The 23,855-nt window shown below is 41.0% G+C and carries 14 protein-coding genes; 11 read left to right on the plus strand and 3 right to left on the minus strand.

Annotated features, from left to right (window positions below; translation table 11 throughout):
• The first annotated feature begins 167 nt into the window (after positions 1 to 167).
• From BHF68_RS05480 to metK, 6 genes are all read left to right on the plus strand, one after another.
• Positions 168 to 1,565 (plus strand): efflux RND transporter periplasmic adaptor subunit, encoded by a 1,398-nt coding sequence (locus BHF68_RS05480; protein WP_069642651.1) that lies wholly within the window; start codon positions 168 to 170, stop codon positions 1,563 to 1,565.
• On the plus strand, positions 1,555 to 4,656 hold the full coding sequence (locus tag BHF68_RS05485) for an efflux RND transporter permease subunit (protein WP_069642652.1): 3,102 nt from the start codon (positions 1,555 to 1,557) through the stop codon (positions 4,654 to 4,656). The genes BHF68_RS05480 and BHF68_RS05485 overlap by 11 nt, the downstream gene beginning before the upstream one ends.
• Entirely contained in the window at positions 4,653 to 5,264 is a 612-nt protein-coding gene (locus BHF68_RS05490; RefSeq protein WP_069642653.1) for a TetR/AcrR family transcriptional regulator, read from the plus strand. Before BHF68_RS05485 ends, BHF68_RS05490 begins: the two co-directional genes overlap by 4 nt.
• A gap of 280 nt (positions 5,265 to 5,544) precedes the next feature.
• Positions 5,545 to 8,805, plus strand: coding sequence for a S8 family serine peptidase (locus BHF68_RS05495; protein WP_069642654.1), 3,261 nt, complete (start codon positions 5,545 to 5,547; stop codon positions 8,803 to 8,805).
• Positions 8,806 to 8,879: 74 nt separating this feature from the next.
• Positions 8,880 to 9,404, plus strand: a complete 525-nt coding sequence (locus tag BHF68_RS05500) for a hypothetical protein (protein WP_069642655.1) — start codon at positions 8,880 to 8,882, stop codon at positions 9,402 to 9,404.
• A gap of 192 nt (positions 9,405 to 9,596) precedes the next feature.
• Positions 9,597 to 10,793 carry a methionine adenosyltransferase gene (gene metK, locus BHF68_RS05505; RefSeq protein ID WP_069642656.1) on the plus strand — a complete coding sequence of 399 codons (1,197 nt, stop codon included), beginning with the start codon at positions 9,597 to 9,599 and terminating at the stop codon, positions 10,791 to 10,793.
• Between the two features lie 567 nt (positions 10,794 to 11,360).
• Here the strand turns inward: metK and csaB are convergent.
• The gene (csaB, locus tag BHF68_RS05510; RefSeq protein ID WP_069642657.1) at positions 11,361 to 12,485 is read right to left on the minus strand and encodes a polysaccharide pyruvyl transferase CsaB; all 1,125 of its coding nucleotides are present in this window, start codon (positions 12,483 to 12,485) and stop codon (positions 11,361 to 11,363) included.
• A gap of 190 nt (positions 12,486 to 12,675) precedes the next feature.
• Here csaB and BHF68_RS05515 point away from each other — a divergent pair, with 190 nt between their 5' ends.
• The 3 genes from BHF68_RS05515 to BHF68_RS05525 are packed head-to-tail and all read left to right on the plus strand — an operon-like array spanning position 12,676 to position 15,652.
• Positions 12,676 to 13,701, plus strand: a complete 1,026-nt coding sequence (locus tag BHF68_RS05515) for an LCP family protein (protein WP_069642658.1) — start codon at positions 12,676 to 12,678, stop codon at positions 13,699 to 13,701.
• A 15-nt stretch (positions 13,702 to 13,716) separates the two neighbouring features.
• A complete protein-coding gene (locus BHF68_RS05520) occupies positions 13,717 to 14,472 on the plus strand; it encodes a WecB/TagA/CpsF family glycosyltransferase (RefSeq protein WP_069642659.1) in 756 nt (251 codons plus the stop codon).
• 52 nt (positions 14,473 to 14,524) lie between these two features.
• Entirely contained in the window at positions 14,525 to 15,652 is a 1,128-nt protein-coding gene (locus BHF68_RS05525; RefSeq protein WP_245669639.1) for a glycosyltransferase family 4 protein, read from the plus strand.
• A gap of 272 nt (positions 15,653 to 15,924) precedes the next feature.
• On the opposite strand, the gene BHF68_RS05530 is transcribed toward BHF68_RS05525, so the two are convergent.
• Positions 15,925 to 16,449, minus strand: coding sequence for a DUF3231 family protein (locus BHF68_RS05530; protein WP_069642660.1), 525 nt, complete (start codon positions 16,447 to 16,449; stop codon positions 15,925 to 15,927).
• 139 nt (positions 16,450 to 16,588) lie between these two features.
• Positions 16,589 to 17,755: a polysaccharide deacetylase family protein gene (locus BHF68_RS05535; RefSeq protein ID WP_069642661.1), complete on the minus strand. Its 1,167-nt coding sequence runs from the start codon at positions 17,753 to 17,755 to the stop codon at positions 16,589 to 16,591.
• A gap of 279 nt (positions 17,756 to 18,034) precedes the next feature.
• On the opposite strand from BHF68_RS05535, the gene BHF68_RS05540 reads away from it, so the two are divergent.
• The gene (locus BHF68_RS05540; protein ID WP_245669640.1) at positions 18,035 to 22,654 is read left to right on the plus strand and encodes a glutamate synthase-related protein; all 4,620 of its coding nucleotides are present in this window, start codon (positions 18,035 to 18,037) and stop codon (positions 22,652 to 22,654) included.
• A 261-nt stretch (positions 22,655 to 22,915) separates the two neighbouring features.
• Complete coding sequence (locus BHF68_RS15340; RefSeq protein ID WP_069642663.1) at positions 22,916 to 23,395, plus strand: hypothetical protein; 480 nt, start codon at positions 22,916 to 22,918, stop codon at positions 23,393 to 23,395.
• Positions 23,396 to 23,855 lie beyond the last annotated feature (460 nt).

A 23,855-nucleotide genomic window follows, 5' to 3' on the forward strand; every position in this document is an offset into this window, starting at 1 on the left:
CTTCTGACTCGTCAGTCGGTAAAATTAAATAGAGTTTTCAGAACCCGTGGGTCAATTTTTGCGCATATGTTTCTAATTTGTGCATATGTTTTTGATGCCATGGGTTGTTTAATGCAGATGCTAGAACAACACAAGATACTAGAGTATACAAAATGGAGGGGAAATAGTTGTTTAGTAATAAATATGGCAAGATGATGTTATTAGGTTTGATGTTAGCAGTTTCAATTATGTTATTAGCTGCCTGTCAAGGCTCAGAGCCAGCTGATAGTGTACCAGCAGAGGAGCGTATAACACCTGTTGCTGTTGCCGAGGTTATAGAAGGTAATGTAGGTCGCGGAGCTAGTTATACAGGGGATTTAGAGTTAGCTCGAGAAACTGCAATCATACCGAAGGTTTCTGGAAAAGTAGCTAGTGTTGATGTAAGTGCAGGGGACACAGTCGCACAAGGCCAAAGACTATTTACGATTGATGCTTCTGACCTGCAAAGGGAAGTAAAGCGTGCAGAAGATTCTGTTAGGGCTTCTGAGGCGCAACTAAATCAAACTATTACTCAAGCCGAGAACTCTATTAAGAGAGCTGAAATAGGCGTACGTACTTCTGAAGCACAATTAAGCCAAGCAATTCTACAAAGGAATAATAATATTATAAAAGCGGAAATCGCCTTAGCAAACGCTACTGATGCATATAACGATGCAGAAACTCAATTGGTTCGTATGAAAGCGTTATTTGAAGCTGGCGCTATTCCAAGGGTTGAATTTGAGGGTGCTGAGATGCGCTATTCATCTAGCAAACTACAATTACAGTCGGCAAAAGAAGATTTAGAAACTGCACAACAGAAGGATTCTATTGAAATCGCTGAGGCTAGCCTGCAGTCAGCGAAAATGGAGCTAGCAGCGGCACAGCAAAGAGAATCAATTCAAATTGCTGAGGCTAGTCTAGCGCAAGCAGTTACAGGTCTAGAAATAATCAGAGCGCAGCTAGCTGACACTGTTGTGACTGCTCCTGTGGCAGGTGTCGTATCAGTTGTAAATGTTAACGTGGGAGAATTAGTCGGTCAGCAAGCGGCGATGACACTGGCTACTACAAACCCCATGTTAGTGAAAATACCAATTCCAGAGCACTCAATAGCTAAAGTGAATATTGGTGATATTATGCCTGTGCATATCCCTGCTATGCAAATGCAGCTAGAGGGACGCGTTACGCATATTGGTCTATCGGCTGACCGTCAGTCGAAAACCTTCCCGGTGGAGCTGCAAATCGAAAATGATGGCTCACTGCGAGCTGGAATGATGGCCCGTATTGCACTAACAGAGCAAGGTTCAGAGCCTGTGCCACTTGTCCCTAACGATGCTATCATTACGAGCGGACAGCAGACGAGTGTATTTGTAATCGAAGATGACGTTGCCTTCTTACAAGAACTTGTTACAGGAGGTGCTTCTGCCCGCTGGACTGAAGTTGTTGACGGTTTAGAAGTCGGTCAACAGGTAGTGGTTAGGGGCCAAAGTCTATTGCAGGATCAAGGCAAGGTTAGGGTTACGGAAGTGGTGGTAGTGGATGAAGATTAGTCATATATCTATCAATCGTCCAGTTGCCATTACGATGCTGGTGATTGCAATTGTAATCCTAGGGATGGTTTCTGTTACTAAGCTTAACGTAGACCTATATCCCGATTTAGTATTTCCAATGGCACTTGTAATTACGAGCTATGATGGCGCTTCTCCCCATGAGGTAGAAAACTTAGTTACAAGACCATTAGAAGAAGTGTTAGGAACTATAGAAAACCTCAAAGATGTCCAATCCGTCTCCCAGCCTGGATCGTCCCAGGTAATGATAGAGTTTAATTGGGGGACGGACATGGATTTTGCCGTTTTAGATATTCGTGAGCGGGTTGATATGGTAAAGGCCATGCTGCCTGAAGATGCTAATGACCCGATGGTATTAAAGCTTGATATTGGAGCTATGCCAATTCAGATGATAGGCTTAAGCGGCGGACATGATATTGTACAGCTTAAGGAAGTTGCTGAAGATGTTATTAAGCCACGCCTTGAGCGTGTTCCAGGGGTCGCATCTGTCGGTATTACAGGTGGGAAAAGCCGTGAAATCCAGGTTGTTGTAGACCCAGAGCGCTTAAATGCTTACGGACTTACCCTAAGTCAGGTGTCGCAGACTCTGATGTCAGAGAATATAACCCTGCCTGGGGGCGATATCGAAAAGGGCACCAGGGAATTATACGTCCGTATGGATGGCGAATTTAAGTCATCTCAGGATATTTCTGAAGTCATCTTTCATTTAGCTAATGGCAGTCAGATTAAGCTGAAAGATTTCGCAGAGGTTAAAGATGGTTTTCGTGAAACGAAACAAGTTACACGTATGAATGGAATAGCAAGTATTGAAATTAACATTTTCAAGCAGACTGACGCTAATACTGTGCAAGTTTCCAACCAGGTAACGAGGGCATTAGAGCAGCTTATTAATAGCGGTCAGCTTCCTAGTAATATGGAAATGACACCAGTATTTGACCAAGCGATGTTTATTCAAGGGACAATTGATACGGTAATTCGAAATATCATCATCGGGGGTGTTATTGCCCTATTTGTACTGTATCTGTTCTTGAGAAATTTCCGCAGCACACTTGTTATTAGTTTGGCGATGCCATTTGCGATTATTGCTACATTCACAATGCTTTACTTCGCTGGGCAGACGCTAAATATGATGACACTAGGTGGATTAGCACTCGGTGTCGGAATGATGGTTGATAGTGCGATAGTTGTTTTGGAAAATATTTATCGACATAGACAACTGGGCAAAGGAAATATTGAAGCAGCTAAAGTTGGAGCCAGTGAAGTTGGCCTTGCAGTACTGGCAGCTTCTTTTACGACAATTGCAGTATTTTTACCAATCGTATTCGTCGATGGAATGGCTGCGCAGTTTTTCCAAGCATTAGGGCTGACAGTTTCTATTTCAATTTTTGCATCATTGATGGTTGCTTTAACTTTAATTCCTATGCTAGCATCAAGATTATTGAAGGTTGAATCAGAACAGAAAAGCAGAAAAATTATCGATGCCTTTGGCAATCTAATTGAATTGTTGACTATTAAGTATAAAGGATTACTTCGTTGGGCGTTATCCCGTCGTAAGACTGTTGTTTTTGCAACACTTATTCTATTAATAGCTAGTATGGTTTTAGTACCTTTCGTTGGTACGGAGTTTATCCCTGTGATGGATATGGGCGAAATGACCGTTGATATTACGATGCCTAAGGGAACTATTGTAGATGAGACTGAACGTATAACGAATATGATTGAAGAGTATGTATATGGAATTCCAGAGCTCGACACGGTGTTTACGACCATAGGTGCTAGTGGTGGCATGGATTTTAGCGGTGCTACAGTAACAGAACGGGCCAATCTATTTGTCAAATTAGTTCCTTTACATGAGCGAGTTCGCAGTACTTCAGAGGTAGTTGAAGAGCTACGGGCGCAAGTTAACGCCTTAGACATTCCAGATGCTGAGATTCGTATTAGAGAAGCAGATGCCATGGGTGATATGGGCGCACCACTGCAAATCCGTGTTCAGGGTGATGATCTAGATATATTACAAGAGATTGCCTATGTAGTTACTGAAGAAGTCAAGCTGGTAGATGGAACCCGTGAAGTCAAGCATAATATGGAAGAAGGTAGACCAGAGCTGCTAATGACCTTTGATAGGGAGCGACTAGCACGCTACGGAATTAGTAATAACCAGATTATGACAACGGTTCGTACAGCATTCCAAGGACAGGTGGCAACACGGTTGAAGCTTGCTGGTGAAGAAATTGATGTGCGGGTTATTTATCCAGAGCAGCAACGACAGACTATAACGGACTTAGAGCAGCTAAGTATCCGCTCACAGATTGGTATTGAAGTGCCATTATATGAGTTAGTAAGTATTGAAGAAGTAACGGGTCCTTCTCAAATATACCGTCAAAGCCAGGTGCGTCAGATTACAGTTGAGTCAGGTATCCATGGACGTGACCTTGGAAGTGTAATGAATGATATTAGAGATCAACTAGACCAGCTAGCGATTCCAGAAGGTTATCATATTATATATGGTGGCCAGAGCGAAGAAATGATGTCGGCATTTGCTGACCTATTGTTAGCTTTGATTTTAGCGATTATTCTCGTGTATATCATTATGGCAGCGCAGTTTGAGGCATTTACCTATCCGTTTATTATCATGTTCTCTTTACCAGCTACCTTTATTGGTGTGGTTGTTGGACTGTTTGTAACGGGTCGACCACTAAGTGTTACTGCCTTTATCGGTATCATTATGCTTGCAGGAATTGTTGTTAATAACGCAATTGTACTTGTTGACTATATCAATCGACTGCGTGCAGAGGGAATGGATAGAAATGAAGCGATTTTACAGGCGGGTCCTGTGCGTCTTCGTCCAATCCTTATGACGACCTTAACAACTGTATTGGCATTAATCCCACTTGCAATTGGCTGGGGTGAAGGTGCTGAAGCGCAAGCACCGATGGCGACGGTTGTAGTATTTGGTCTATCATTCTCGACTTTAATTACACTTGTTTTAATTCCTGTCGTATATACCTTGTTTGATGACTTAGAGCGCAAAGTGCGTGGATGGTTCATTAAAGAAGAAGGTGTTGTTAAATGATACAAGGCATGACAAAGAAGGAAGTTAGAGAGAAAAAACGCCGAGAGCAAATTCTTGAGGCTGCCCTTACGGTGTTTAGTGAAAATGGCTTTCATAATACTAAGGTTGAAGAAATTGCTCGAGTTGCAGGCATTGGTAAAGGGACAATTTATGAGTATTTCGAAAGCAAGGCGGACATTTTCAAATCGATGCTTTTGTCGATTATGCAAAAGTATGTAGAGGCTATTGAAGGGCAATTTGATACAAGTAAATCTTCTTGGGATAATATTATTGGCATGGTAGACGTGATTTTTAACATGCTTGAGTCGCAAACAAAGATACATCGATTAATTATGCTAGAGCATACCGTTTCCTTAGAAGAATTTACACCACTGATTTTAAAAGAACGGGCAAAAAAAATAGGTATTATCAACAAGGCGATAATACATGGGCAGCAAACTGGTGAATTTAACAGCGATTTAGAACCAACTATTGTAGCTGAGGTAATTATCAGTTCGATAGAATCAGTTGTAGGAACGCGTATGATTATGGAGCAAGAGATTGATTTACAGACAATGACAGAACAGCTACAAGCAGTTTATAGGAAAATACTAAATGCTAGCCCATAGGGTTAGCATTTTTTTCCTAATTCAAAGGGTTTATAATTCCAAAAAATCGGCACATTTACCTACAAAAAGAAATGCGTGTTATTACTGTATTTATGATAAAATGGAGTATATGATGTTTTATACTATCAGAATTTACTGTGTGCCCTATGGGTATAAAATTTAATGATGATAGTATAACGGCAACTAAGGCATTCACCTACGTCCAAAAGACTTGGCGTATGCCAAGTTTTGTTTATAGAAACAAGAAATTAGTTTTGATATTTTCGGAGGTTTTAGATAGATGTTCATCAGTCGTCACGCTCGCATAATAACTACATTAATTATGATTATGATGGTGGTTGCTATTCCTTTGGAGGCTAGCCATCAGTCTCTTGCTGACTACAAAAGCTTAAACACAGCTGCTAGTTTTGCGAGCTCTGATGCTTATAACTACGAGGCTGAGCCAACAGAGAAGGTTCAAGATCACTGGCATGAGGTTATTGTCAAATGGAAGTACGGTACTAACCCACCATCAATACCTGGCACAAAACTAGTAACCAAAGATGCGAGTGAGCGCTTAGCAAAGCTAGCGGTGGATGAAGGTATATCTGTACAGGATGTAATAGCCTTTGCCCAGAATTTTTCTGAATTAGAATATATTCAACCGAACTATCGCTATAAGCTACATACTGCTCCTAATGATCCTGAATATGTACAGCAATGGCATCACCAGCAGATAAACATGGAGCGAGCTTGGGATATTGCAACTGGAAATGCTGATGTAGTGATAGCAGTATTAGATACTGGCGTAGATTTAGAGCATCCTGATTTAATGCCTAATTTAGTTCCAGGCTACAATATTATAAACCCTGAACAGCCACCTATTGATGATTATGGACATGGAACCCAGGTTGCTGGTGTACTTGGCGCAGTTGGGAACAATCAGCTTGATGGTACGGGGATTTTGTGGCATACACGGATTATGCCGATTAAAGTACTTGATGGCTCAGGTGAGGGTGATGATTTTACCATAGGACAAGGGATTCGTCATGCTGTCCGTAATGGCGCAGATATAATCGTATTGTCTTTAGGTGATAGACTGTACTCTAAGCACATGGAGGAGGCAGTTAAGCTAGCTGAGCAGGAGGGTGTACTGCTAATTGCGGCAACAGGTAATAATGGCTCGACGGTTAACTATCCAGCAGCATTTCCAACGGTTTTAGCTGTCGGTGCTTCAGATGCCAATGACCGTGTTCCAAGCTATAGTAATTTTGGTCCAGAGGTTGATGTTGTTGCGCCGGGGCAGGGGATTTTTACGACAACGATGCGTGGCCAAATGACATATAATAGTGGGACTTCGATGTCAGCACCGATTGTCGCTGGCATAGCAGCTCTTATATTGAAAAAACATCCTGAGATGGAGCCATGGCAGGTAAGGCAGTTAATTCGCCAGTCTGCTGTAGATATATCTGGGCAAAATGTGTGGAATCAGCGCAGTGGTTATGGACGTGTTGATGCTTATCAAGCACTAACAGTAACTCCGACAATTGATATATGGTCGCCAAACCGAACCTGGGAACAGGCTAAGGAATTTCCACAAGGAACTAATATAAACTCTGCCTTAAACGGAGTTAATGATATTGATTGGTTTTATATTGACGTAAGACATCGTGGTAAGGTGCAGGTTCCTTTCACAACAGAATATCGTGGAATCAGCATGAACTGGTACTACTATGACAAACAAGATGATCAAACTGAAGGACAGCTTGTGCCGATTATTTATTCGCCTGATCGCACCCTTGAACCAGGACGTTATTATATCCGAATTAGGGTTAATAATTGGGAAGAGATAGTCCGCTCATTACAGCAAAAAGGCGTACGTCAAAGTCAATTTGAGACTAGGCCGTTAAGATACCGTATGGAACATCGATTTGAAATTGCGGCTGATCGTTATGAGCCTAACAATACGATTAATCAAGCAGCTTTAATAGATATTTTTCAGACGGAGCGCTTTGAACAGGGGAAACCTTTCGTGTTGATTGAGGGGACGCTCCACCAGGATGGAGATTTCGATTGGTATAAGCTTGACTTGCCACATCCAGGTGAATTGTCGATAGAGGTAGTTAATAGTTATGGACGCATGGATCCAGTCTTAACAATTTCCAAAACGCTTACTACAAACATTAGGGATTACGACGTTGTCGATGACCATGCCCATGGAGCTGGAGAGTTCTGGCGAGGTGATGTCAGCGCTGGAGAATTTTATTTCATGGTAGCAGACTACCAGCTACGAAGTCATCCTATCCCTTATCAAGTAAAGGTTACCTTTAACCCTAGTTATGAAGACCGTTGGGAGCCTAACGATACGAGACTGGATGCCCCGAACATTGTTTTAAATCAAAATATCTATGCCTTCTTAGATGGTAATCAAGATCGAGACTGGTTTACGTTCTTTGTCGAAGATAACTCAAATATAAAAATTGAGCTAACAGCCCTATTACCTGATATGGTGATGGAAGAAGTAGGCTTAACGGCACGCGTATTTGAAGCAACAAGAGAAACACCTAGCTATATAAAGACGGTCGAAAATACGCGTCATTTGGTGCTTGAAGAAACATTTTCGCAGGGAGTATATTATATTCAGTTATTAAGAAGTGGCAACGAGCCGTCAGTGAGCCGTCAGGTACCATACATGCTGCAGATAAATAATTTATCCGCAGAGTCAACGCCACCGAGACTGATTATTGAAGAGCCAGTAAGAGACCAGGTTTTTAGCACGATTCTGGTACCGGTATCTGGAATATCAGACCCTGGGGCTTTAATAACAATTAATAACAGAGAAATACGGGCTGGGTTAGATGGGAGCTTTTTCACCGAATATTTATTTGAAGGTACAGGCATACAAACATTAAGGGTAAAATCGACTAATGACACTGGTAAAAGTATAGAGCGAGCAATTCAAGTTACCTATCAGCCTTCAATTATATTTTCCGATGTAATAACGCCTGAGCTGCAACAAGCAGTATATTATTTAACCGAGCGCAATATCGTGCAGGGGTTCCCAGACGGTACCTTTCGACCGAATCGTTCCTTGACTAGGGGAGAAATAGTTACACTGATACTACGTGCATTAAATGTTAATATTGATCAAGAGGCTAGTGGGTTAGCAAGCACACCATCTATTAGGGACGTGGACAGAAATCATTGGGCTTTTAATGCGATGAAGGTTGCGATAGATCGAGAACTTATTATTGGTTTTGCTGATCAATCTTTACGTCCAGATCAAACTGTTACGCGGGCTCAGCTTGCAGTGATGCTGTACCGAGCATTTGGTGAGGAATATGAGCAGGAACTAGACAAACTGCAGACATTAGAATCAAATCCAATTATTAGATATATTGATGTTCCATCAGGACATTGGGCTTATCAGGATATAAAAAAAAGTGCAACATTAGGCTACTTAATAGGTTTTCCAGGTCAAATTTTTTTGCCTGATCAAGCTGCAACAAGGCAACAGGTAGCTTTTGCATTATTTCGGTTTATTTCAGACTATAACCAATAATTGAAAACAACAAGTCAAAATTAACATTTAGCAGAAACTATAACAACTAGATAGGGAAATGGGGAGGAAAAAGAATGATAAAGCGTTATATCGCATTAGTAGTAGTACTTGTAGTAGCAACAGGATTGTTAGTAGGACATGCTTTCGGAGTGCAATTTACTTCAACGGTGCCAGGGTCTGCAGATGACCCGTTAGTTACAAAAGGGTATGTTGACGAACAGATGGCAAAATTCGCGACAAATTTTGAACAATTGGAGCAGGAATACCGACAGAAGCTAAATGATGTACTAGTTGGTGGAGTTGGTGAAGTGGGCGGCAATGAGCTTATCGTAGTAGAGTTATTTCCTGGTGATGTATTAAAGGCAAAGGCTGGAACTGAGCTAATTGTACGTACGGGCAGAACGCATATAGTTGCAGGAGAAAATGGTATACCAGATGTAACTGCTGGTAAGGACCTGGCAGCTAATACGCTTGTTCCTCTGAATCATCAACTAATAGTACCTAGGGACGATGGTAGAGGTATTAAATCTGACCCAAGTTCTGCATCGCCTGTGTTCGTAATGGTTCGTGGTGGTTATGATATTACCCGAGCGCAATAGCAGACGGTTAGATAGTTGGACAGTTGGTTAGTTGGAAAGTGGAAAGTTGAAAGTTTACGGAAATTCGACAATATAGGATATTTATTGACAATAAGGGATAAATACATTAATATAAGCGCGTATATGAGAAAACTTCAACTTTCGTTTAGATACGAATAATAGTGGAGGAATAAGTTTAGAGGGGGCTGTATAATGGCTGAAAAGCGCAGATTTTTATTTACATCAGAATCAGTAACAGAAGGTCATCCAGATAAAATGTGTGACCAGATTTCTGATGCTGTACTAGATGCAATTTTTGCTGAGGATCCAAATGCTCGTGTTGCTTGTGAAACTTCAACAACTACGGGACTTATTTTAGTAGCAGGTGAAATAACCACATCATGCTATGTAGACATACCAAAAATTGTTCGAAGTACTATTAAAGAAATTGGTTATAATAGCGATTTCTACTTTGATGGTGACACCTGTGCTGTATTGACAGCAATCGATGAGCAATCTCCAGATATCGCTATGGGTGTTGACAAAGCATTAGAAGCAAAGGAAGGCCTAATGTCTGATGCAGAAATCGAGGCGATTGGTGCTGGTGACCAAGGCTTAGTATTTGGTTTTGCTTGTGATGAAACAGAGGTACTTATGCCGCTACCTATATATTTAGCGCACAATTTATCTCGTCGTCTGTCAGAAGCTCGCAAAAGTGGTCAACTAACTTACTTAGGGCCAGACGGTAAGACACAGGTAACTGTTGAATATGATGGGGACAAGCCAGTTCGCATAGATGCTATCGTTGTTTCTACACAGCATAGGGAAGAGGTTACCCTTGAGCAAATTAAGAAAGATATCCGTGAACACGTTATTGACCCAATAATTCCAGCGGATTTAATAGATGATAACACTAAGTTCTTTATTAACCCAACTGGTCGCTTCGTAATTGGTGGGCCAGTAGGAGATGCAGGATTAACAGGCCGTAAGATCATTGTTGATACATATGGAGGCTATGCTCGTCACGGTGGTGGAGCATTCTCTGGTAAGGATCCAACGAAGGTTGACCGTTCCGCGGCATATGCGGCACGTTATGTAGCTAAGAATATTGTAGCAGCAGGTATTGCCACTAAGTGTGAAGTGCAAATCGCTTATGCAATAGGTGTTGCGCAGCCGATGTCAGTAATGGTTGATACATTTGGCACGGGTAAAGTTGCGGATGAGCAACTAACTGATTTAGTGTACAAGCATTTTGACCTACGACCTGCAGGTATCATCAAAATGTTAGATTTACGCCGTCCGATATATAGAAATACAGCAGCCTATGGTCACTTCGGCCGCAACGATTTAAATCTTCCATGGGAAAAGACAGACAAGGCTGAGATATTAAAAAAGGAAGCGGGAATCTAAGCTTCTTTCTATGAAAAACACAAAACCACTCTGAAGTGCAAACTTTGGAGTGGTTTTTTTACTGCGTTTGTAGGGGAGTGCTTGAAACGGGATTAGCTCACTATCAAGGCTTCCGGCTTTGAAATTGCTAAGTTCGATTCCCTATAGCTTCTAACTCGCAAACTACGCTCAGACACAGAAGCTATTGACGGGATTCTTCACTAAGCAATTTTAGCAAATCCTCCAGCAAAGATTGTTCCGCCAATCCCATCCCAAGCACTCACATAAACTGTTAAGCTTTTTAATCAGTGAAGTGTAAGTTGGGTTGAAGTTTAGGGATGCAGTCATTGTACTAAAGATGCTTTAGTAGCTGTTACTGCTGAATAGAGGGTGCGGTGTCGATGAGCGAACTTTGGCGGAAGCTTTTACGGGTGCTTGGCGAAGGGTTGGCATAGAGTTTCCGCGTGTTTGACCAGAGGGAGTTGTGGAACTCGCCAAGCCGAGCTTAGCACTCGTTAAGCTGTAGCTGTAGTGAGTGAATTGATATCGCGCCCTCTATTTTGAATCTTCTCACAAAAACGCAACGCCCTACTCCTCGAGCAACCCCAGCGCCAAATCCGCACTTTTAAGAGCTACGGACTTAACTTCTTCAATTTTTTCTTTTATATATCGCTGCGCTGACTCTAGATTTTCAATCTTATGTTCGATATCCTGCATTAACATATCATAGTCTAAGTTTTCCACGTGTTGTGGAGTTGGATAATCTAAACTCTCTACAAATCGGTCTATTTTTGGGTCATAGGAGATTGCGGTAAAAGGAACTCCAAGAATCCCTGCTAAAATTACTGCGTGTAGGCGCATGCCAATCATAAAGTCAACGTTACCAATCATACTAATAACTTCACGATAATTCATATGTTTTTTGTCAATTAAAATAGCTTGATTACGGTACTGCATTTTCCCGATTAACTCCTGGGATGGAGCGATATCCATTGGGTGGTGCATAGGTATAAATACGACCTTCCAGCCTTGTTCAATCAATGTATCTGCTGTCTTTGCAACCGATTGCAAATAGGCCCGTTCTTTTCGCCAAATTCGAATAGAAATTGCAGCAATTTTATCTTTTTTAGGTATTAAACCGTATTTTTTGAAAATGTTTTCACCAATTGTGAGGTCTATCTGTTTTGGATCCATGGCTAGCGCAGGGTCTGCTGTAAGATACATAGGTGGCGTGTGAATCCCCATGTTTTGTAGCTCAAGTAAAGATTTATAGTCCCTAACAGTTATTATGTCGACCTTGTTAGCTATGTATTTCATTAAATACTTACTTATTGAATGATTAATTGGCCCTATACCCTGTGCGTAGAAGGCTATAGGTTTGCCGAATCGTTTTGCGAGCCAGGCAATCCCCAAGTAATATATAACACTCCGCGGACTTGTGACGTCTTGTAGTAAGCTGCCACCGCCCATAATAAGTAAATCACAGGCTCGTAGTTGCTTGCGGATTTCTTTGAGTGACCATCGATTATAAGCCTCAATTTTAAACAACTCAGATGTAATCTTTGGCTGGTTCGATAGCACAGCTAACTCAAGGTTGCCTGTATTAGAGCTACGTTTATATTCCTGCTGTAGGGCGGTTATAATACCCTCTAAGACGGTGTCGTCACCAGTGTTATTAAACCCATAATATCCTGAAATTAATATGCGTGGCATGATTTGCCTCCAAATTTAAAATAAATGTTAATGAAAATATTAGTAAAAAGCGTAACTTTTTTAGCTTAAATTACGTATTCAGTATATCAATTGTTTAACAATATGGAAAGTATGATTGCAAGCTATGAAGGAATGAGATAAAATATGACTGTTGAATGCAACTTAGAGGTACGTTAAAGGAGAAACTAAAATGACAAGAACTAATGGGAAACGAAAAAAAATAAATAAAGTAACACTGATAGTTTTAAGTGTGGTAATAACCCTAGGGTTAGTAATTGGTGGAACAGCTATGTGGGGAGTTAATAAGTTTAGAGATTTAGCAGGAGGTATGTACGAACCACTACCAAATGGTCAAGATTCACAATCAGGCAAACAAAATAAAGCAAAAGCCAATGAATTAGAAGGATTTCATATATTGATACTTGGTGTTGATTCTCGTGATGGAGGAGCCGCTAGGTCTGATACAGTTATGATAGCAACTGTAAACCCTCATTTGGAGGAAATTATGTTGACGTCACTTCCTCGTGATACCTATGTAGCAGTGCAAGGTAGAGGTAATACAAAGCTTAATCATGCTATGGCATACGGAGGTGTGCCCCTAGCAAAGGAAACAGTAGAACGTTTTCTAGGTATAAAAGTTGATCATTATTTGACAATAGATTTCAATGGCTTCCAGGATGCCATTGATGTCCTTGGTGGAGTATATATCGATGTGGAAAGACCGATGCGCTATTACGACCCAACAGATGGTACGAATATAAATATCAGAGCAGGTTATCAACTGCTAGATGGCAAGAATGCCTTAGACTACGTGCGTTATCGCAGTGATGCGGAAGCGGATTTTGGACGAATTCGCAGGCAGCAGGACTTTATTCGTGCAGTAGCAGAGCGCGCAACAACTTTTACCCAAGTTACAAGGGTTATTCCGTTTGTAGAATCAGCTAGTAAAGGTGTCCGTACAGATATTCATCCTTCAAATATCGAGGCGCTTGTAAGAAAGTTTTTTGGAGTCCGTGGTACTTCTATTCACTCTATGGAGATTGAGAGCAGAAGTTATATAGGAACTGATGGACTATGGTACGTGGAAATCAAGCAAGCAGAACGAAACCGTATTGGCAGAGCCCTAGATGAATTTAAAAATAAAAAGCCAGACAAAGCTTTGATGGAACAAAACAACAGTCAGAAAAATGATCAAGAAAGTGCAGCCAGTGCATAAAGGAGCGGCTTTTATATGAAAGAATTAATCCCAAAGGTACGCATTCTCGATATTCCCTTCTCAGTCATGGGTATGGATGAGACAGTACGATACTGTGATGAATTAATTCAATCGAAGACACCGCACCATATAATAACAGCAAACCCGGAAATCGTCATACTAGCTCAAGAAAATAAAGAGCTTAAGGATATAATAGAGGCAGCCCAGCTTGTTACCTGTGACGGAACAGGTGTAGTATGGGCTACACAATATACAGACTTTCCTGCAAAGGAGCGGGTGACAGGATTTGATTTAACATTACAATTATTCGCACTATGCTCTGAAAAGAACTATTCAGTATATTTTGTAGGAGCTAAACCAGAAGTTATGGAAGCAGCTATTAACGAAATTAAGAAGCAGTGGCCAAAGCTAGATATAGTAGGGCATCATCATGGATATTTTCGCGTTGGCGATGAACAGAAAACTATTGAGGATATTCAAACTAAAAAACCAGAAGTGTTATTTGTCGCATTAGGCGCACCAAGGCAGGAATTCTGGATTTCAGAGCATCTCAAAAAATTAGAGGTTCCACTAACAATTGGAGTTGGTGGTTCCTTTGATGTGTTATCGGGGACCATGAAGCGGGCTCCAGAAATTTGGCAACGCCTTCACGTCGAATGGTTATATCGACTAATTAAGCAGCCAAGTAGGTGGAGGAGGATGCTTGCCCTACCAAAATTTGCGTATTATGTGCTAAAAAGCAAAAAAATAAGTGCTAATACTACAAAATAATGATATGATGGTAGATGGTGAACATAGTCCGATATAGGGAAAGGAAGGTTGCATGGGGAACATATTGATTTATGGGGTATTTTTTGTAATCGCGTTTGGTATTTCGTTTCTAATAACACCACAAATTAAAAAGCTTGCGATTGCAATAGGGGCTGTAGATCAACCAGAGCAACGCAAGGTGCATTCGAAGGTTATGCCTCGAATGGGTGGTTTGGCTATTTGTTTAGCTTTTTTCATACCATTAATAATGGTGTTAAAGTTTAATATATTACATATTAGTAGTCCGATTTTCACTGAGCAACAGATAATTGGTTTTCTAATAGGTGGGGCAATTATTATTCTTGTCGGATTAATCGACGATAAGTATCAAATATCCGCAAAGTATAAATTCCTTGGTCAACTGATTGCGGCTTCAATTGTAATATATTCTGGAATCCAAGTTCAATTTATTACGTTGCCTGATCAGGGTGTATTCGAGTTTGGTTGGCTAAGTATACCAATTACATTATTATGGATTATAGGTATCACAAACGCGCTGAACCTTATTGATGGATTAGATGGACTAGCTGCTGGAGTCGCATCTATTGCTTTAGCAACTATTAGTATTATTGGCTTTGCTATGGGGAATGTAATTGTTGCTTTTATGGCACTTCTATTGTTAGCTAGTACGCTAGGATTCTTAGTGCATAATTTCTATCCAGCTAAAATTTTTATGGGTGACACAGGCGCTCTTTTCTTAGGCTATAACTTAGCTATATTCTCGATTCTAGGATTTAAGCACGTTACATTGATTTCTTTTATAATTCCAATTTTAATCCTAGGAGTACCAATAGCAGACACGCTATTTGCAATTGTTCGACGCTTCCTGTCTAAGCAAGCCATAAGCGAACCAGATAAGCATCATTTGCATCATTGCTTATTAAAAATGGGATGCTCCCATAGACAAACGGTCTTAATTATTTATACGATTAGCATGTTTTTCAGTGCTACTGCGATTATATTTACACAAGCAGAAGCATGGATGGCACTAACAATACTAGGCCTCTTATTCATAGTATTCGCCATCGGTGCAGATGTGATAAATATTTTGAATCGCCGCGAACGTTTTATAGTGAGGTTTATAGAAGACTCTATAGGGAAGCAAATCCCAGAGAAACAAAATTATAAGGCTAATAGATAGATTGTGAATATCACCTTACAGAATAATTCTGTAAGGTATTTTTGTATTATGCAATAGTTTTAGGTGCTTTGTGCTTTTTAGACTGTTTATTCATCTGCAATAGATGGCTGGGTGTCGATGAGCGAACTTTGGCGTAAGCTTTTAGGCATGCTTAGCCAATCCAAGCCTTAGCAAACCTTAAAGCTGTAGACGTAGTGAGCGAATTGATGCCCAGACATCTATTCTGACTAACCAATCAATTCACCAATCAATCTCACCTATGCTCCACTAACCTAATCATTCCCATGAATAACTGGTTTGCTGGTATGTAGCGGTGGAGGTACTAACCAACCCTTCTCTTTCTTCATACGTAATAATCGAGAACCATATTGCAGCTTTAATGCGTGGTATTGTGTAAACATTGCAGCAATATCCTCACGAATCGATTGACCGATTATTGTACTGCATAATACTAGTCCAGCAGTGATGTCTGCAGCCAATCCCCCTGCAATTTCAGGGTCGGTAAATCGAGCCCCTGTAGGAATTTGTGCATTCGAGGCAAAAGGACGCTCAGGTGCAGCTAAAGGCAACCCGATTCCATTGACCTTGAGAATTCTTTCTAATTGATCAATCTCTGGACGAATACAGTTTTGAATTTTGTCGCTAATGAAATTGCGTAATTGCTCATCATCCGCATGATTTAAAAATGTTTGGTAAGCTACTAATGCACTGTTAGCTGCATGTAGATAACCCCAAATTGCAAAAATTTCACCGTAATGTAACGGCTCCTCTTTAGAATTTCCAGCCAAAATACCCATGAAAAAACCTCCTAATAATTATATAAGTGTTCTTTGGATTAGACGTCTCAAGACACTATCTATGATTATTTGGAGGTTTAATAAATTTTATACGTGTAGCATTTACATTGCTTTATCTCATTGGAGTTTATAAGCATGGCTAGAATGAACGGCGAAAAAACAAGTCATCGATTGAGTTCATTAAGTCTGTTGCAGAGATTTCTGGTGCACCTGCATTAACTCTAGGAATCTGTAGCGCAGATGTTTCATAAGTGACTAGTCCAGGCTGATTTGTAAACAAGTATTGTAAACCTGCCCTTTTGGACTGCTCAATTACATAGTCGTTATATGCTCCATAAGGATAAGACAAGCCAGATACAACATGTGGGCGGAGTCTGTTTTCTAGGTAGCTTCGGGAGAGTATCATATCCTGATAGATTCTAGTTTCAAACTCTTCCTGTGTTTCTACTCTGCCAAGGTCCCTGCGGTAAACTCTCCCAGTCATTGACGGAATTGGATCACCATTACCTGGCTCATAAGAATGCAATGAGTAGGTATGGGACTGCACCTCGAATAATGGATGACGTTGAATAATTCTTAGCTCCTCCCAGGTCACATGAGGATAGTTAATCCAATCAGGTGCTGTGTGACTTTCCTTAAATGACGAGCGTACGATTACAAAAAAAGTAGACGGTATGCCCTCATCCCGTAGCCTTGGGAAAACATATTGATAAAAACTCTGATATCCATCGTCAAAGGTTATATGATATCCAGCGTTTGGTAGTTTATTAATAAAATCGATACTTTCACGCATCCATTCATCTTCAGCTGGAGTAAATCTTCTATCTAACGATTGTAGTCTTCGGGTCTCTTCTGCTATACGTAGAAACCGCGTTAATTCCCGATATGAAACAGGCTCGTATTCACTAGCTTGTAATATGCTTATGTGCTCGTCAAAGCGTTCCGGTGTAACAGTAATTGGATTATTCTCTAATTCTGGGTCAATATGATGATAGGTCAAAACTACAAAAGCAGGCTTAGCCAGAGCAGCTGTTAATAGTGTTAGCAGGCTATCATCTGCGGTAGCACTGTCTAGGTCAGTTTCTGTACCTGTGCCATTGACATCGCTTGTATCGCTATCAATTCCATCACTTATTGCATCATCATCAAATCTTACTTCGTCAGCAGCTTCTTCTACGGGCATGTCCCCTATAGTTTCAGTAGCATCTGCCTGGAATGCAGACCAGATAATATAACCAGCAAAGCTTACAAAAACGAGGGATACTATGGTTACTATAGTTAAAATAAGTTGAAATAGCTTTGACATGATTACCCCTCCTAGGTAGGTATAGAATCATTTTACACTATTTCGAGTTTTTTCACATCTATCTATTGTTTTATACAACTGAATATATAAATAAATGCATAAACAAATTATAGATATTACTAGAAAAAGCTTACCTGTTATAGTAATATCAGGCTCTTGTATTTGTATTCGATTATATGTATAATTAATAACCATTAATCATCAATTTAAAGCAGTAAAGTAGCTTAATCCGAATTAGATTAGTCGTGATTGATGATGGTATATAAGGAGGAATATAAGATGACAAGAGAACATGATAGCTGTGGTATTTTTGCTACAGTTGAGAAGGATGGTCAACCTAAACGTCATAATGTCGAGCGCACTATTGATTCATTAATTAAAATGGAACATCGCGCAGGCTTTATCGATGGCGAAGGGGATGGTTGCGGTGTTCTTACAGATATTCCTCGTAAAATATGGGCGGAGTATCTAGAGAAGGACGGGCGCGATCCAAAGATAGCTGAAGATAAGTCATTTTTTGTGGCACATATCTTAATCCCGAAATCACTAGGGGAGCATTGCGAATGGGTTAAAGACCAGGTTCGCAGTTTTTTGTATGAAGCAGGCATTCGGATTTATGTTGATATCATTGGTAACGTTGTCCATGATGCACTTGGACCAATGGCAAAGGCGGAAGAGCCTGTTTTTTGGCAGCTAGGTTGTCAAATTCGCAAACGGGAATCGGCGAGTAGAGATGTTGCTTCGAATTTAACTGCATTTGAAATGGACAAACTATTATTCGATATTCTAGTGAAGATTGAAAACCTAACGCCTGTGCACGTAGCTTCCATGAGCAGATATTCTGTAATTTACAAGGTTATGGGTGCAGCGAGTGTGTTGCCAGAATACTATCCAGATTTAAAGAACCCTAATTTCGGAAGTGTAGTTACGATTGGACATAATCGTTACTCTACTAACACATTATCCACGTTTGAACGAGTACAACCATTTTCTTTATTAGGGCATAACGGTGAATTAAATACTATTAGTCGCTTACGTGAAGAAGGGAAGATGCTCGGTATCCCGATGATTAAGGACGCCAGTGATTCCCAGGATTTAAACAGAACTATTGAAGCGTTAATTTGCAAATATGACTTTTCACTGTTTGAAGCGATGGAGCTTGTATTCCCACCAATAGCTTATGAGATTAAAAGATTCGATGAAAAACTACAGGATTTATACGCTTACTACCGTCAATTACTTGGGCCGTATGCCCAGGGGCCGGCAGGGATTGTGTCTAGACACCGTAACCAGTGTGTGTTTGCTGTTGACGCACTAGGATTACGTCCGTTATGGTTTATTGATGCTGAGGATGCTTATTTCTTTAGCTCTGAGCAGGGTGTAATTCCTCTAGAAACGATGGTAAGTGATCCAGCACCACTCGCACCAGGGGAGAAAGTAGCTATTGAGCTACAGTATACAGCAGATAATAGAGAGACAAATGGCACGACACTTTATAGATACAGCGATTACCAGCAGCAGGTATATCAGCTTGCTCGTGAAAAATGCAACTTCGATGGATACTCCAAATACGTTCATTTCACATCTGAGCGCTCCTATTGTGATTCAGATGACGATATAGTTGAACAATTAACTAAAAGAAATATCAAATTCAGTGATGACACTGATGGACAAAGATTAATGCAAGCATTTGCTTGGGATACTGATGACATACAATTGGCAAGTCAGATGCAATTAACGGGAACGGAAGCAGTACGTTCAATGGGCTTTGATGGTCCGTTGGCATGTTTATCAAAGGATAAGCAAAACCTAGCAGATTACATGAAAGAAAGCGTTGCCGTCGTAACAAACCCAGCGATTGACCGTGAACGTGAGATGGAGCATTTCTCTACCCGTGTTATTCTTGGATATCGACCAACGATGAACAGTCAGGAATCTGCTGATTTCAAGCGGGTGGAAATTCGCAGTCCAATCCTATTAGGTGGAGAGCGTAACGGCTTACCGGTAGAACGTGGTCAATATCGTCACATTGCCGAAAAGCTTCATACCTATATGATTGAAGATCTCATCCTTGAATTTCCTGAGAACAAGGTACATGTATTCCAAACCACATATGCTGGCGAAGAAACAATGCTAGACGGTGTACGTCGTATTCGCCGCGATGTAATCGAAGCCGTGGAAAATGGCGCAGAGCTGATTATCTTTGATGATACACAGGCCTTTAAACAAGGACAAAAATGGATTGACCCATTAGTAATATTATCTGCAGTAGATATTCAATTGAAACGCCACTTTGACAACGCTGGTGTTAATCTGCGTCGTAAGTGCAGCTTGATTCTGCGTTCTGGTGGGATTCGCAATCTACATGACTTTATGATGGCGATGGGACTTGGTGCTGATGCTATTAATCCGTATCTGTTATTAGAGTTTGTCGGCTCCGAGGAACCGCGTAAATCCATTCGTAACCTCTATACGGGCTTACAAAAAGGAATCGAAAAGGTATTATCGACACTAGGAATTCACGAGCTACGTGGCTATGCGCGCCTATTCTCAAGTGTGGGCTTAAAGCCAGAGGTTATTAAATATTTAGGTGTTCGCAACTTCTCTGCTTCAGAAAAGGCAGGACTTGGTTTTAAGGAAATGGATAAGGATATGGAAGAGCGACTGGCGACCTTTGCCAGCGAAGACAAACCGCAGCTTGCTAAGGTGTTCCATTACTATCCAAAAATTTGGAAGGTGGCTGCTAAGGCGGCAAGGGGAGAAGGCTCCTACGGTGAGTTTTTAGAAAAGCTTGAAAACCTTGAAAAAGAAAACCCGATCAGTTTACGTCACACATGGGATTTGAAGCTTACAGACACAAGCGAAGAAGTAACGACTGAGAATGTCAACATTAGTGCAGGTAAGCATCGCCTACCATTTGTAATCAGCTCAATGTCATTTGGTTCACAGAATGAAGTAGCGTTCCGTGCCTATGCAGAAGCGGCTGACCGTTTGGATATGATTTCATTAAACGGTGAGGGTGGCGAGATTCCTGACATGCTAGGAAAGTACAGGAAAACCCGTGGTAAGCAGATTGCTTCAGGGCGCTTTGGTGTTAATATTAACTTAATGAATTCATCAGACTTAATAGAAATTAAAATTGGCCAAGGGGCAAAACCAGGTGAAGGTGGTCACTTGCCAGGGTCCAAGGTATCTGAAAAAGTAGCTGAAGCCCGTAATGCGACCCCAGGTGTAGACTTAATTTCACCGTCTAACCATCACGATATCTATTCTATAGAAGATTTAGCGCAAATTATAGAAGAGGTTAAAGTTGCAAACAGTGAAGCAAAGGTAATAGTTAAGGTTCCAGTAGTACCGAATATCGGAACAATTGCAGTTGGTATTGCTAAAGCAGGGGCAGATATTATTAAAATCAGTGGCTATGACGGTGGTACTGGAGCTGCTAGGGCCCATGCACTTCGTCATGTAGGTTTGCCAACGGAAATTGGAGTCAAATACGCCCACGACGCTCTACTTGATGCTGGCTTACGTCAACGTGTTGAAATCTGGGCTGACGGCGGACTGAAAAGCGGACTTGATGCTGTGAAAATGATGCTTCTAGGGGCTAATCGTTCAGGCTTTGGCACGATGGCGATGGTTGCAGTTGGTTGTACTAGCTGCCGAGGCTGTCATAAAGGCACATGCCACGTCGGAATTACGACCCAGGTTGAAACCGTCGAGGAAGCACAACGCAAGGGACTGAAGGTCTTCAATCCGCGTAATCTTCAGGAGGCTGTAGCAAGTTTATGTACATTATTTGAGTACCTGGGCATGGAGCTTAGGGAGCTAACGGCTCGCCTAGGATTTACGAATGTACAAGATTTGGTCGGGCGTAGCGATTTATTAGAGCAAGTACGTGAACTAGACAGAGTGGACTGCTCTGATTTATTAAAGCCCTACACAATTGATGCAGAACGTGCTGCTCTGCTTAAGTCAGTTAGCGTAAATTGGTATAAAAGTACGACCCTTTTAAATGAGCTAACGAAGAAAATAGCCCATGATGTAACTAAGCTAGCACTTAATGGCGAGACTAATGTTGTCAAAAATTACGGATTTGTACCAAGTGAGGAACGCTGCGTTGGAACTAGGTTGGCTGGCTCAATTGCCCGTGGTAATTTTGATAACCGTTTTAAAAATTTAGAGAGCACTGAACTTAGGTTTGCTAACGGCTCAATTCTTGGTAACGGTGTTGCCGCCTTTAACCAAAACAAGGTAGGTATATATACGGAAGGTGGAGCCCAGGATGGTGTGGGCAAAATGGCCCTTGGTGGCAAGGTTATCATCCTAAAGGGTAAGAATAAATTCGGTCAGCGTGTAAATGGCTCTGTTGGAAAAGGCTTTGCTTATGGAGCCCAGGCAGGACTGTTTATCGTACAAGGAGATGCTGATTCACGTGCGGGAATTCGTCTGTCTGGTGCAGATGTTATCATTGGCGGCGAGCTAAAGCAGCCTATTAATGATGAGTTAGGTGCTGTAGGAACTCGTGCGAACATTAAAGGTTTTGCCTTTGAATACATGACGAACGGTCGTGCAATCGTATTGGGTGATCCAGGTCCTTGGATGTGCTCAGGTATGACTGGTGGTGTCGTATACGTCAAGCTTAGTCCAGAACTGGGGTTAGATGAGGCAGCCATTCAAGCTCGTATTGCCCGTGGTGCTAAAGTAGCACTAGCTAAGCTAGATGAAAAAGGTGTTCGGGACGTCGAACAGCTATTAACGAAATATAAAGAAGTACTACTGGAAAGTGGACAAAAGGAAGAGGCACTTAATATAGAGGACATACTAGAAGAGTGCGAAGGACAATTTATTCAAATATTCCCTAAATCCCAGCAAGCAGACCAAACACTTGCAACTGAGTAACTGTAAGCTAGGACAAGGTTAAGTTAGGAGAGGCTATTTGCTGGCGATTTTTAACACGCGCTTTGCAAAAGCCTCTCTTTTTTTATTTACTAATAAAGTAAAAACAAATATCGTTGAAACAGTGTGCATAGCGCACAATAGGCAATCTACTTGTAACAATTTTGTAACAAAATTGCTTAAATCCCTTGAAAATCATTAACTAGTATGTTAACTTATATAACTGTAAGTAGAATATACATATATAAATGGGGGTGTATAAGAATGAAACTAAGCAAACTATTAGTACTTTCACTTTCTCTAATGCTAGTTCTATTTCTAGCTGTAGGCTGTGGTTCTAACGATGCAGAGGAGACTACTGTTGACCCAGTTGAGGAACCAGCGGTTGAGGAACCAGCTGTAGAAGAACCAGCAGTTGAAGAACCAGCAACTGAGGAGCCAGCAACTGAGGAGCCAGCAACTGAGGAGCCAGCAACTGAGGAACCAGCGGTTGAGGAACCAGCGGTTGAGGAACCAGCGGTTGAGGAACCAGCAGTTGAGGAACCAGCTGTAGAAGAACCAGCAGCTGAAGAGCCAGCATCTGGAGGTCTTGCTGCTCTAGTACTACCAGCAGGCCATGATAACCCAGCGTTTGCGACTTGTGCAATGTGTCACTCAGGAGATGCATATGCAGAATCAGTACCACACGCACTAGATGGTGCTTATGCTGATTGTGCTTCATGTCATACCGTTGAATTCAAATAAGTTCAAATAAGATATTTTAGAATTAAGAGATTCTAAAAGAAATATAGTAGGCTCGTAGACAAGCTGTTTCCTAATAAACAGTGCTGTGCTACGGGCTTTTTTATTCATAGCTAATACTTGATAGCTGTGAAGCATGTCACAGCCGTAGGTGTATTTTTCCTGTCACAATTTCGTAACAATCTATTGAAAAAAAAGTGAATTCATGATAAATTCCTGTCTTTGACACTTGATGAATACAAAAAGCCTGTAGAACCTTGATACTAAAGGGTCTGCAGGCTTTAATGTTTGCCGAAAAAGTGAGTAATGTTTTTATTTTTTTGTATCTTTAAAAATTTTTTTCATCTTACTTGTAGTAATAATCTGATAGTCAGTGCGAAAGCTAAATGCTTCATGTAAAGCATCAGTAAAATCAGTTCTGGTATATAAGGGTTCATAACCTTCACCCTTAATCACCTTGAAA

The organism is Desulfuribacillus alkaliarsenatis, from assembly GCF_001730225.1.
Classification (GTDB): domain Bacteria; phylum Bacillota; class Bacilli; order Desulfuribacillales; family Desulfuribacillaceae; genus Desulfuribacillus; species Desulfuribacillus alkaliarsenatis.

Coding starts and splice junctions, on each gene's coding strand:
- BHF68_RS05525 (WP_245669639.1), top strand. CDS start 14,525: ATGGGGAACATATTGATTTATGGGGTATTTTTTGTAATCGCGTTTGGT.
- BHF68_RS15340 (WP_069642663.1), top strand. CDS start 22,916: ATGAAACTAAGCAAACTATTAGTACTTTCACTTTCTCTAATGCTAGTT.
- BHF68_RS05485 (WP_069642652.1), top strand. CDS start 1,555: ATGAAGATTAGTCATATATCTATCAATCGTCCAGTTGCCATTACGATG.
- BHF68_RS05535 (WP_069642661.1), bottom strand. CDS start 17,755: ATGTCAAAGCTATTTCAACTTATTTTAACTATAGTAACCATAGTATCC.
- BHF68_RS05540 (WP_245669640.1), top strand. CDS start 18,035: ATGACAAGAGAACATGATAGCTGTGGTATTTTTGCTACAGTTGAGAAG.
- BHF68_RS05530 (WP_069642660.1), bottom strand. CDS start 16,449: ATGGGTATTTTGGCTGGAAATTCTAAAGAGGAGCCGTTACATTACGGT.
- BHF68_RS05495 (WP_069642654.1), top strand. CDS start 5,545: ATGTTCATCAGTCGTCACGCTCGCATAATAACTACATTAATTATGATT.
- BHF68_RS05520 (WP_069642659.1), top strand. CDS start 13,717: ATGAAAGAATTAATCCCAAAGGTACGCATTCTCGATATTCCCTTCTCA.
- BHF68_RS05500 (WP_069642655.1), top strand. CDS start 8,880: ATGATAAAGCGTTATATCGCATTAGTAGTAGTACTTGTAGTAGCAACA.
- BHF68_RS05490 (WP_069642653.1), top strand. CDS start 4,653: ATGATACAAGGCATGACAAAGAAGGAAGTTAGAGAGAAAAAACGCCGA.
- BHF68_RS05515 (WP_069642658.1), top strand. CDS start 12,676: ATGACAAGAACTAATGGGAAACGAAAAAAAATAAATAAAGTAACACTG.
- csaB (WP_069642657.1), bottom strand. CDS start 12,485: ATGCCACGCATATTAATTTCAGGATATTATGGGTTTAATAACACTGGT.
- metK (WP_069642656.1), top strand. CDS start 9,597: ATGGCTGAAAAGCGCAGATTTTTATTTACATCAGAATCAGTAACAGAA.